The organism is Kocuria arenosa (genome assembly GCF_042879215.1).
GTDB classification, from domain to species: Bacteria; Actinomycetota; Actinomycetes; order Actinomycetales; family Micrococcaceae; genus Kocuria; species Kocuria arenosa.
In genome coordinates, this window is record NZ_JBHZTA010000013.1 from 34754 (window position 1) to 46521 (window position 11768).

Consider the following 11768-nt stretch of genomic DNA (forward strand, 5'->3'; position numbering starts at 1 on the left):
CCTAGCATCGTGACACGACCCCATTTGCGGACGGCAATACACTCCTGGACATGTCGGTAACATTTTGCCCACTTCGATCCGCAAGGTCTTCACTGAGGTCCCAGATCCAACCGCATCCAGTCCAGATTCCGTGACTCGGTGTCCTTTCCGATGACCTGGAGGAACTCCTCCTGGCGCGGCTGGCCCAGTGCCATGCGGTAGAGCCCCAGGGCGCGGAGCAGGTTCTTGTGCTTGATCCGCTCGGTGCTCAGCGGTGCCTGTGGGACATAGCGCTCGATCTTCGCCCCGCCCTCGGTCTGGCAGACCCAGTACGGGTAGATCTCGCTCTCCCCCTCCGGCCGCGCCTGCTCGCCGGCCACGAAGAGCGCGTCCCATGGATTGTCCGCCTCGGCATTCACGAGGACAGTCGCGGCGAACTCCTTCGCCACGTTCTTGCGCACGGCATGTCCCTTGTACCGGTGCACGCGGCCCTCGCGCTGCTCCATGTCGACAGGGTTGTTGGGCAGGTTCCAGTGGACGACGGCGTGGCAGTAGCGGTGGAAGTCGAGCCCTTCCTGGCCGATGCTCGTGGAGGCGAGCACGAACGGCCAGAACGGTGAGTTGAAGCCGTTCCGGAGACTGGTGTCCGCACGGACGCCCTGGTCGCTCTCCACGCGGCCGAATCGTGCGGCGGGGTCGGCCCGCAGGCGGCGGCGCTCCACCCGGTGGGAGTCACCGTCGGGAACGATCTCGTCGAAGGAGATGGAGCCACCGCTCTGCGCGGCGTCCACCAGGGCTTCGGTCAGTGCTTGAAGCCGGTCGATCGGGGCGACGCTGCCGATCCGGGAGGACTCGTCGAGGACGTGGAAGTACTCGTCCAGCACCGCCTGGAGATTGCCTTCGAGGCAGACCGCCAGCACGTTGCGCCACTGCGGTGCCGACTCGCCGGCCCAGCCGCGCAGCATCGGTGCCACAGTACGGGCGTCCAGCAGGGTGCGCAGACCGAGGGCGATGCGCACCGAGCGCCAGACCGCATCCGCCCGGACGCACTCGGGCACCGCTGCACACAGGGCCCGCTCTGCCGCGGTAGCCGGCGCGGCGAGCGCGAGGTCGGTCAGCACGTCGGCCAGGTCGTCCGGCCGCGGGCCGAGATCGGCGAGGAAATGCTCATCGATTTCACGAGCCCGGGCGATGTGCAGGGCGAGTGCGGACGTCTTGCCACCGTCGCGCTCGTCGTCCGCGTGATTGGCCCACTTGAGCGAGTCCAGCGAAATCTTGAAGAGCTCCGGGGAGTGCGCCTTTTCCAGGAACAGCGGAGCTGCCCAGTACCACTGCTCGCTCCCCCTCCCTTCGGCATGCCCTGGAGGCAAGTCGGCCAGCAGGGTCTCGACCTTGGCCCGGACTGCCGCGCGCACGTCGTCCAGTGGCGCCTGCGCCGTGCCGAGCTCCCGGGCGGCGGCCACGGGATCGCCTGCGGCGCCGAGGACGGTGAGCGGCAGCACGAGCGGCAGCAGCGGCATGCTGGCGAGGCGGCCGTCCGGGGACTTCCGCCAGCGCAGCAGATAGCTGTGCCGGTCGGAGTAGGCGTGGGCGTCCTCGGGCCCGTGGTGCTTCCGTTCGACGTGGTAACTGGTCATCGCGGCGATGGACTTCGGGGCGACGTTCCAGGCGGAGAAGATCAGCCGCTTGGTGAGCCCCGTCGTCGTCGCGCGATGAAAAGGGCTGGTCTCGGGCACGGCGTAGTACGGCAGGGAGGCGGGGATCCAGGGGACGTCGGCGAAACCGTAGGTATCCAGGTCGGACAGCAACCACCGGAGTCGGCCGTTGGCGGGATCGACCGGGACGTAGCGCTCGATCTCCTCGCCCCGCAATCGCTGCGCGCCGGCTACGGCACGTTTCGAGAAGCCGGAGTCGTCCTTCTCCACGTGCTCGAGCGCCTTCTGCTTGAGGTCGTAGCCGTCCATGAACTGCAGGACGTAGGGCGCCACCCGCCAGTACTCCAGCACATCGCGGTGGCTGCCGACCTCCTGGGAGACCTCGTGCAACCGGCGCAGGGCCCGCACGTCGTCGGCCGTGGGCCGTGCCGGCGGAAGCCTCTTCTCGACGAGCATGCCGTCGCGGTCCGGGGTGGCCGCCAAGCGCTCGGTGCGGCACATGACCGCGCGCAGCAGCGCGGTGACGTGCGCGGCGGCAGCGGTACCGCCTTCGATGTCGTCGGTCAGGGCTGCGTCGCGCATTCTGCGAAGCCCGGCCTGCAGCTCGGCGACCGAGCCGACGACGGCGGACCCGTCGTCGCCCCGTTCCCCCGCGAGCGCGTCGCGCGATGCCCCGGTGAGGAAGCGGTAGGTCTTGAGGAAGTCGCCGTAGTGGTCGTCGCCCACGCCCTCCTCCGGGACGGAGTACATGCTGTAGGGCGTGGCGGAGAGCAGCATTACGCGGGCGCTCTCGTGGTTGAAGACCGCGTCGGCGAGCTCGGACATCTCCGTGTCCTCGTGCAGGAGGCTCTTGAAGCGCTGGAACTCGTCGAGGATCACGAGGTCCGGCTCCAGGGCGTCGACAGACGCTTGCGCGACAAGCCGTCGCAGCTCTCCGATCAGGCGGTAGCGCCGGTGGGAGAGCGGCCAGTCCGGGCTGCCGGTCACCGACACGAACTCGGCGGCGGTTTCCTCCAGCCGGTGGCCCAGTCCTGGGTCCCGGAGAACGGCGAGGCGAAAGCGCTCGAGGATCTCGGCGTCGATAGTGCCGGCGTCGAAGCCTGCCACCTCGGCCGCGTAGTTCTTCGGCCGCTTGGTGCCGCAGAAAAAGGCCAGCCACTCCGGCCGCTCCACCACGTGCTCGCCGAGGACATGGGCGAGCATGTGCTGCACCAGCACGCGCTCCTCGCTGCGCCCGCCGGACTGGCTGATGTTGAAGGACGTGCCCGGGGTAAGGCTGAGCAGGTTGACCTTGTTCGCGGCGAGATTCCGCACCTGGGTGGGGAGCATGGTCAGCCGGTCCACCTTGGAGATGCCGTAGTCGGCGATGTCCAAGGTCCGGATGTTCTGGGCGGCGATCTGCTGGCTGGAGCAGATGTAGACGATGTCGATCCGGTCCACCTCCGCAGAATCCCAAAGGTGGTCGATGGTCTTGGCGATGAGGCCCCGAGCGACGAGCGTCTTGCCGAGGCCGACCTCGTCGGCCACCAGGAAACGGCGGCTGGAGTCCTCGTCCTCCCACAGCCGGCGGTGGGCGTACTCGACCGTGCGGCGCTGGAAGTCCTTGAGCCCGTTCAGTTCCCGTTCCACGTCGGGACGGCGCGGTGCTGCGCTCATGGGGTGGTCACCGCCTCGCGGACCACGGTGACGAGCTCCTCCAGCCCGTCAGGAAGGAGGTGCAGGGCCTCCACGGTCCTGAGCTCGCCGACGAGCCGGTCGATGCGGCCGAGGGCGTCGGCGTCGCCGTGCATCGCGGCCCGCATGAGCGGTTCGAAGAGCACCACGTCGGCGCTGTGCCCGGTGCCGCCCGCACCGAAGAAGGCCGCCGCGCCCGTGGTGCCGCCGAAGCGCAGTGCCTGAGACAGCGTGACGTCGCCGAGCAGGAATGCCAGGTAGCGCAGCACGTCCTCCGGAGTCTTCAGCATCTCGGCGAGCACGCGCGCAGACCGGTCCTTCGGTGCGCCGTGCAGATCCGCGACCAGCACCGCGGAGCGCTCGACGACGGCGCCACCCACCGCGATGCGACTGCGCACGCACAGCAGGGGCGTGATCCGCGAGGCGTCGACTCGCGTCCACGTCAGCTCCTCACTCAGCGTCCGCTCCTGGGCGGGCAGCGAGAGCAGGCGGACGGTCGTCGTGACGCCCTCCGGTTCATCAACCGCGCCGCTGAGGGAGGCGTCGAGCGTGTACGTGCCGTCGGCGTCCTCGGCGGCGTCGAGGCGCAGCCCGGCACCGGCGAGTGCGGCATGGAAGCGCTCGAGCTCCCGCTCGGCCCGTTGCCGGGCGATCGCAGCCTCGTCCGGGGGCTTCGGGTCGCACGGCTGGCAGACCGCGGACAGGCCGAGGTTGCCGTGGGTCCCGGACCAGATCTCGTCGATGAGCCCCTTACGGCCGGTCAACCGGACGCCGAACTCGGCGTTGCGGCCGAAGCCGCCGCGAGTGGCGTTGGCCGAGCCGACGTACAGGGTGGTGCTGTGGCCCCGTTCCACGAAGTAGATCTTGGCGTGCAGTCCAGCCAGCCGGCCGACCACCGTCGGCCCCGGGCTGCCCTCGTCGGCTTCGTCCTGGGCGCCGTCCAGATCCGCGGAGGGGTCCAGGACGAAGGTCTCGACCTGCTTCGCCAGGTCGCCGAGGCCGTCGAGGCTCTCGGCGCGGGACAGCAGTTGGACCTTCCCGCAGCGGTCGACGAGGTCGGCGAGCGAGGTGTCGAGGAAGGGGGAGATCACCAGCGCCCGGGTGGCGCGGTCCTGGGCGTGGACACCGCCGGTCACGTCGTCCCACAAGGAACGGGAGTGAACCGTGCGCTCGCCCGTGCGGGCAACCCACGTCGCGTCCTTGAAACCGGTCGGCGCTGAGAAGGACACCCCGCGCAGCGAATCGATCAGGTCAGTGAGCTCCGCTGCCCGTTCATTACTCAGTCCGGGGGCCACGGCCCAGGAGGAGACCGTTTCCAGGTAGTCCGCCAGCTCTCCGCCGGGCAGCAGGTTCTCCCGTGGGTCGTCGGACTCGTCGAGGACCAGGAGGGCGTCCCAGGAGTTGTCGAATGTGAGGTTGCGGCTGAGCACGAGCACCCGGTGGACACAGTTCTCCTCGGCGTCGAGAAAGCGCAGCACCCAGACCTTGGGGTGGAACACGCCCCCGGTATCGGGCACGAACACCTGCACGAGGGAGTCCTCCAGGTAGGTCAGCATCGGCCGGTACTTGGCCGGCACCGCGATGCCGCCCGCCTGCACGAACACGGTCAGCCGGTCCGCGTAGCGGCGCACCGACTCCAGCAGCGCCACGGGATCGACGCCCTGATCCGGGTCCCCGGGCTCTTCCTCACTCCCCTGCTGGTCGATCGCGGCGAAGGTCAGCGGTACGAGCAGCAGGGCCACGAGGTCCAGGGAGTAGGTCGTGGTGACGGCACGGTCCAGCTCCATCCCCGGCGGCGGCTCGAGCGCGTCGGTGAGGAGCTTGCGGTCCTCCGGTCCCAGACTCATGCGGGGACCTCCACGCGGGCACCGGCCTGGATGTCGTCGAGGATCCGCCGGGCGGTCGGCCAGTTGTACTGCAGCTGTGCCAGCGCCGAAGCGCCGCTCCAGGCGTTGAGCGCACTCGGGTTCACGAGCCGGGCGCGCGGGCCCTTGAGCGACCGCTCGCGGTGGGCGATGAGCTCGCGGGCGCCGTCGTCGTCGACGATCCCCGACCCGGAGACGACGAGCTCGTGCCACCGGTCCACGAACGTGCGCGTGGGGCGGCTGATACGGGCACCTGCTCCGGAGAGCAGTCGCCAGAAGGCGTCGAGGCTCCAGTTCCGCAGACCGTCAGGGCCGTCGACGGCGGCGCGCCACTCGACGAGGTCCGCGCGGTACCGCTCGGTGCGCTCCGCGTGCTCGGAGGCCTCGGCGAGCTGGAGGTTGTAGAGCAGCACGGCCCCGCGGTTGAGCACGGAGAACGCCCTGCCGTGCTCGACCCACTCGGCCATCACGGCCGGGAACTCGCCGGCCCGAGGGTGCTCCCAGACGAAACGCTCGGCGGTCTCGACCTCGACTTCCTCGCGCAGGAACCAGGCGTAGAGACTCTCCGGGTGCGAGGTCATGATCCGCCCGCGCAGGTAGTCCGCCTCGGCGGGGGCGAGGGCGAAGCTCGTTCCCTGCGGCCAGTCCCGCGGACGGAGAACCAGCGCGTGGGGATCGATGCCGGGACGGAGCAGCGCAGGCCCGTGCTCGTCGTCGGCCTCGCGTGGCGCCAGGCGGGCCTCGGCGGTGCAGGCAACTCCGTCCCGGAGCAGGCCGGCGATCGAGGAGCGGCTGGTGGTGATGCCGTAGCTGCGCAGCGCCGCCCAGTACATGGCCGACGGCATGCGCCGCAAGTCGGCCCGGGCTTGGCCGCCGATCAGCCCCTGCCGGTCGTCGCTGTCGGCCAGCACGTCGATGAGCCGGACCTCGCCCCGCCGCAAGTCGGCGACGGCCGCGTCGGCGCCTCTGGCCGCCATGGCGTCGGCGACGAGCCACGGGATGAACAGCAGGTACCGGGCCCGGGTCTGCAGGACCGAGGAACCGGGGAACAGCTGCTGGGTGATGGCGTCGCGGATGCTGCTGACGCCGAGCTCGTCGACGGTGGTCCTGTCCCGGAACGCGTCGAGGACGGCCAAGGCCTGTTCGCGCTGGCGGGAGTCGGTGTCGAGCCATGAGAGGAAGGAGGTCATCGGGAACGGGCCTCCTGCTGGATCCGGTCGAAGATGTCGTCGGCCAGCGGAGTGCAGTGGTACCGGCCCATCATGGAGGTGCCTTTGCGGAGCAGCCCCATGGCAGTGATGCGGGCGGCATCTCGGACCAGCGGGTGGTGGACGGCGAACTCCAGGAAGGCGGCGTCCGACTGGATGCGCTGGACCTCGCCCACGGTCCGGTACTCGTCCTTCTCCACGTCGAGGCCGGAGGGCAGGCGCAGACCCGGCGCCACGTTGAGAAAGCCGTCGAGGTAGACGGTCCCGTCCTCGGTGCTCTCGCCGATGACGAGCGTCTCCACGTTGTTGATCGTGATGGCGGCGATCCGTTGCCACGCGGCGCTGCGTCCGGTGCTGGGCAACGCAGTCACGCACCAGAACCTTTTCTCGGTCTGCTGCGGAGCAGGGATGACTTGCCGGACGTAGGCGGCGAGGATGTCGAGGAGCAGGTCGTAGTAAGGACGCTCCGAGAGCACCACGACGTTCTTCGCCGAGCGGTCACGACCGACAGAATGCAAACACCGGTCACTGACGTCGGCATCTGGGTCGACCCCGTTCAGCCACTCCTCCTGCTCGGCCCGCGTGACGACGAGGTCCACGGCGGCGTCCCCCATCGGCAGTCCGACGAGTGCGGAGTTCCGCAGCCGAACTCCTTCTTGTTCCTTCGTCTGGATGACTCGGCGTTCCGTCTGGTCGAGCTCTGCCATCGGGACGGGAGCGAAGTCGAGCGCCACGATGGGGTCGACCCACGACCGCACGTGCGTGCGGAAGCGCGTGAGGACGTTGCGGGCCTGTCCCACGTATTCGTCGCCGTCGGCGAAGTGCAGGACATAGATCCCGCACCGTGAAGCGCCGGCGGGGAACACGGTGCTCACCGCGGACAGGGAGTCGACGTCACGGACGTCGATGCGGGACATGGTCAGGGGGTAGGCCGTCCGTGTCATGGCTCGACCGGATTCGCCCGCTGGTCCGCTCTCACACACCCTCGAAGAAGTCCTCGTCGACGTCGACGATCTCGTAGGTCTGCTTCACCTGGACGCCGACCTTGTACTTCAGCATCAGCTTCACCAGGCGGGCCCCGTCTATGAGGATGGGCCGGGAGGGCACCATTCCGGCGTACTCCTTCGCGCCCTGGGTGAAGGAACTCGTGGTGATGAAGATGCCCTTGGAGGCGCCACGGCCGTGCAGCGCGCCGACGAACGCCTGGATGGCCTCACGGCCGACATTGTTGCCCTCGGCATAGCGCTTGGCTTGGACGTAGATCTGGTCGAGACCCAGCGGGTCCTGGTCGATCACCCCGTCCATACCTCCGTCGCCGCTGCCGCCGATCCGCTGACCGCGGGCCTCAGCACCGCCGTATCCCATCTTGAGCAGCACGCGCACGACAGCCTCCTCGAAGAAGTCGGGATGGCTGTCCCTCAATCTCGTGAGGAGCTCGTCTCCGACCTCCGTATTGAGTTGACCGACGCCCTGGTCGATCTTCTCCAGCGGGTCGAGAGCCTCCACGTCTCGTACGACTACGGTCCCCGCATCTTCAGTGGACTCGGTTCGCCAGTACGGCAGAAAGAATGTGTTGGCGGTGCTGTAGTTCATCCCATCGGGATGTTCCACGAGCCAGGCCCGCCCTGCCTCATTGATGGCGTAGTGCGCACGCTTCGGACGGTCGATGAGGCCGGCCTTGGAGAGGTGGCTCAACGTCCAGCCCATCCTCTGGGCGTAACGCAGACCACCGGTATTAAGACGCTCGGCCCGCGCCGATTCACTCAGCTGAGCCGCCTCAGCGGCACGGTCGATCAGTTCCCGGCGGTGGTAGGTTTCACCGTTGCTGACCACCTCAAGCACAGGCTTGAGGAGTTCAGGCCAGCTGGGTACCTCGCTAGGTACTGATGCGCCGTCTATGTCCATCATGTTCTCCCCGCTCCCGGCCGTACGCGCTTTACGAAAGCGCCTCGACAAGCTATGTCTCACTGCGACTCTCTCATGCATAAAGTCGAGGAGTGCTTCGACATCCGGGGCACGGGGACAGCGAGCAAGCAGGAGCACCATCGCCTCTCTCCAAGCCGGAAAAGTACGCCGGGGATGAAAGCCGACCAGAGCCCTGCAATCCCGCCGATAAGTGTCGTTATGTAAAGTGGCGTGAAGCGAGGGCTCCCCGTCAAGGACCTGACGACCATGCGCAGCCACCCTGCACGTCAGTGCACCTGAGGTGATCGATCCGGAATGATCCCCAACGACTGCTGATCGCGTCGGCGTGCTTGTAACTGAGCGTCCATCTCCTCGGCCCACCGCCGCGACTGGTACTCGAAGTTGGCCACGAATCTGATGGCCAGCATCACCACCCCGGCCACCAGAAAAACCATCGCGGTCGGGTCCAGCACGCGGCCCACCTGGATGGACCAGTACAGGCCAGCGGCGCCCACCGCTGCTGCGAGACCGCCGGCACCGGTGGTGACCGTGATCAGCATGCCTGCCATCGGAGTGCCTCCTCGGACTGTATCTAGACTTTAGTCTATTTCATACACCTCGGTAACTTGAGGTGTCAACAACCGCGCTGAGGGGCGTGCCACGTTCCCGAGATTCCTGGAATAGCGGGGCTCCCGCCTCCGTTGTGGTCGGTGCCGATACCCTCTGCTCGAAGGAGCACGCACCACATCATGGCCACCACTGATTACGACGCTCCGCGCACCCGGCCCGAGGACGAACCGGCCAACGAGTCCCTGGAGGCGATCCAGGCCCAGCGCAGCGCCACCACCCAGACCGCGGTCATCGACGCCGAGTTCTTCGACACCGCCGAGGGCATCGACCTGCCCGGCGCCGACCTCTCCCACGAAGAGCTCACCGTGGCCGTCATCCCAGAGCAGGTCGACGAGTTCACCTGCGCCTCCTGCTTTCTGGTCCGCCACCGCTCCCAGCTCGCCCGCCACTCCGGCACGGTGTCGTACTGCACCGACTGCGAAGGCTGAACCCCGCGATCCACTGACGGCGGACACGGCTCAGGCCCCGGCGCATCGTGCGCCGGGGCCTGAACTGTTGCCCCTCCGCCCGCCATCAGCGGCGGCCGCTGGAGGTTACTTCTTCACCGCCGCCGGGCGCCGGCGTCCCAGGACGGCCCGGGGGTTGAGCTTGTCGGTGTAGGCGATGGAGCCGTAGCGGAACAGCTGCACGGCCACCCGCAGCACCAGCACTCCGAGCACGAACAGCTCGGCGATCACGATGCCCGCCGTCAGCGGATCCAACGTGCCGAAACCGTTGCGCAGCATCGCGGTCACCGGGGCAGTGAGCGGGAAGAACGTGAAGACCTGGACGATCAGCGCCCCGGGGTCGGAGATGATGAGGCTGATGGCGTAGAAGGGGATGAACATCGCGAAGATCAGTGGCCCGAAGATCACCCCGGCGTCCTTGGCGGTGGGCATGATCGCCCCGATCGCCACCAGCACCCCGGTGAACAGCACGAACCCGCCGACCAGCAACAAGAAGGCCACGGCCATGGTCCCCGCATCCAGCGGCAGCCGGCTCAGATCCAGGTCGGGGATGTTCAACCGGTCCCGGAAGAAGACGTAACCGATCACTACCGGGGCCAGCAGCACCAGGATCTGCACCGCCCCCACGGCGAAGACCGCCAGGATCTTGCCCAGCACCAGCGTGGTGGGGTTCACGGTGGTGAGGATCATCTCGGTGACCCGGTTCTCCTTCTCTTCCAAGGTGGAGTTGAGCATCTGGTTCGACAGCATCACGATCACCAGGAAGAACACCACGAGCAACCCTAGCGGGGCGATGGCCTCGGTGAACCCACCGGTGACCTCCCCGTCTCGGAAGATTGTGGACTCCACCGCCAGGTCCCCGGCCGCGGCCGCGGCCAGGCCCGGGTCCCCGATCTGCTGCTGGGCCGAGGTGGTCAGCAAGGACTCGGCCACCGCCTCGTAGGCCCCGTTGTCGAAGAGTCCCCGGTCGGCCCCGGTCACCTCGATCGGCTGGGCGGCCGGGTCGGCGGGGTAGGCGAAGTAGGCGTCCAGCTCCCCGGTCTTCACCGCCTCGATGGCCGCCGTGGGGTCGGTGGCAGGTTGCCCGCCGTAGGCGGCGGCCAGCTCGTCCGGGATCGTCCCGGAGGCGTCGGTGTAGGCGAAGGCGATCTCGGCCTCGGCCTGAGCGTCCTCGGAGTCGCTGATCGAGGAGTTGGAGGTGAACGACAGGGCGAAGATGATCGCGATGACCACCGGCACGGCCAGGATCGCGATCCAGAAGCCGCGCTTGCGCACGGTCCGCAGGAACTCGAACCCGACGACCGTGGAGAGGTTGTGCTGCGCCATCAGGCCCCCACCCCCATAGTCTCGCGCTGGGTGGCGTCGTCGAGGCTGTCGGTGCCGTAGACGCGGATGAAGATCTCCTCCAACGAAGTCCGGGCCGTGGTGAACCCGGACACCGGGACGCCGGCGCGCACGAGTTCGGTGAGCACCGTGGTCTCATCGGCCCCTGGCGCTGGGGCGAGCTCGGACACCTGCCCCTCCCCCGCCGGCCGGTTACTGACCACGGTGTAGTGGTGTGAGGGTGGTAGCGCACCGGTGTGAGTGAGCCGGTAGGTGGTGCCGCCGAACTGCTCCTGCACGTCGCGGACGGTGCCGTAGGCGTGGGAGGCGCCGTCCTTGAGCAGGATCACCCGGTCACAGAGCCGCTCAACCTCCTCCATCTGGTGGGTCACCATCACCACCGTCGCCCCCGCCTTCTGCTGGTCTTCGATGATGTCCATCAGCAGCCGGCGGTTGACCGGGTCGAAGCCTTTCGTCGGCTCGTCCAGGATCAACAACTCCGGGGTGTTCATGATCGTCACCCCCAGCTGCACCTTCTGCTGCTGACCCCCCGAAAGCTTGTCCAGCCGGGTGGAAGCTTTCTCAGCCAGACCGACCTGCTCAAGGTACTCCAACGACCAGGACCGCGCCGTGGTCTTGTCGAGGCCTTTGAGGCGGCCGAAATAGGTCATGGTCTCCAGCACCGATTCCTTCTTGTACAACCCCCGCTCCTCCGGCAGGTACCCGAGCCGTGCGCCGTCGGCGGGTTCGAAGGTCTTGCCGTTGATGTGCAGTCTTCCGGCGGTGGGCTGATAGATCCCCAGCAGGGCCCGCAAGGTCGTGGTCTTCCCCGACCCGTTGGAGCCCAGGAACCCGAAGGTCTCCCCCGCGACCACGTCGAAGGACAAATCGTCGATGACGGTGGTGTCCCCGAAAGCCATCCGGAAGTTCGCGATGTGCACCAGTGCTTCCGTCATCTCGCCCCCACTGTCGTACCTGCTGCCACTGCTGCTCCTCCGGTCTTGTCACCATCCCCGGACCCGTGCGAAGGGTCTAAAACTCGAAGCAGTGGCGAGGACGCATCTGCGGCCTCTTCACGGCCCC

At 67.9% G+C, this 11768-nt stretch carries 9 protein-coding genes; 1 reads left to right on the top strand and 8 read right to left on the bottom strand.

The genetic code is table 11. From position 1 onward, the window contains the following. Nucleotides 1-89: 89 nt before the first annotated feature. The 6 genes from ACFYE3_RS17020 to ACFYE3_RS17045 form a co-directional block, all read right to left on the bottom strand. Nucleotides 90-3290 carry a C-terminal helicase domain-containing protein gene (locus ACFYE3_RS17020; RefSeq protein ID WP_387611071.1) on the bottom strand — a complete coding sequence of 1067 codons (3201 nt, stop codon included), beginning with the start codon at nucleotides 3288-3290 and terminating at the stop codon, nucleotides 90-92. After that, nucleotides 3287-5155: a phospholipase D family protein gene (locus tag ACFYE3_RS17025; protein ID WP_387611073.1), complete on the bottom strand. Its 1869-nt coding sequence runs from the start codon at nucleotides 5153-5155 to the stop codon at nucleotides 3287-3289. The genes ACFYE3_RS17020 and ACFYE3_RS17025 overlap by 4 nt, the downstream gene beginning before the upstream one ends. Further along, entirely contained in the window at nucleotides 5152-6363 is a 1212-nt protein-coding gene (locus tag ACFYE3_RS17030; protein WP_387611074.1) for a DUF6361 family protein, read from the bottom strand. The genes ACFYE3_RS17025 and ACFYE3_RS17030 overlap by 4 nt, the downstream gene beginning before the upstream one ends. Further along, entirely contained in the window at nucleotides 6360-7325 is a 966-nt protein-coding gene (locus tag ACFYE3_RS17035; protein WP_387611076.1) for a GIY-YIG nuclease family protein, read from the bottom strand. The genes ACFYE3_RS17030 and ACFYE3_RS17035 overlap by 4 nt, the downstream gene beginning before the upstream one ends. Nucleotides 7326-7356: 31 nt before the next feature. Beyond that, the gene (locus ACFYE3_RS17040) at nucleotides 7357-8289 is read right to left on the bottom strand and encodes a restriction endonuclease (RefSeq protein ID WP_387611078.1); all 933 of its coding nucleotides are present in this window, start codon (nucleotides 8287-8289) and stop codon (nucleotides 7357-7359) included. 284 nt (nucleotides 8290-8573) lie between these two features. Next, a complete protein-coding gene (locus tag ACFYE3_RS17045; protein ID WP_387611080.1) occupies nucleotides 8574-8855 on the bottom strand; it encodes a hypothetical protein in 282 nt (93 codons plus the stop codon). Nucleotides 8856-9035: 180 nt separating this feature from the next. Between ACFYE3_RS17045 and ACFYE3_RS17050 the strand changes: the two genes are divergently transcribed. Next, a complete protein-coding gene (locus tag ACFYE3_RS17050; protein WP_387611081.1) occupies nucleotides 9036-9344 on the top strand; it encodes a DUF4193 domain-containing protein in 309 nt (102 codons plus the stop codon). Between the two features lie 105 nt (nucleotides 9345-9449). On the opposite strand, the gene ACFYE3_RS17055 is transcribed toward ACFYE3_RS17050, so the two are convergent. Beyond that, the gene (locus tag ACFYE3_RS17055) at nucleotides 9450-10688 is read right to left on the bottom strand and encodes an ABC transporter permease (protein WP_387611083.1); all 1239 of its coding nucleotides are present in this window, start codon (nucleotides 10686-10688) and stop codon (nucleotides 9450-9452) included. Further along, on the bottom strand, nucleotides 10688-11641 hold the full coding sequence (locus ACFYE3_RS17060) for an ABC transporter ATP-binding protein (protein ID WP_387611085.1): 954 nt from the start codon (nucleotides 11639-11641) through the stop codon (nucleotides 10688-10690). The genes ACFYE3_RS17055 and ACFYE3_RS17060 overlap by 1 nt, the downstream gene beginning before the upstream one ends. Nucleotides 11642-11768: the final 127 nt, after the last annotated feature.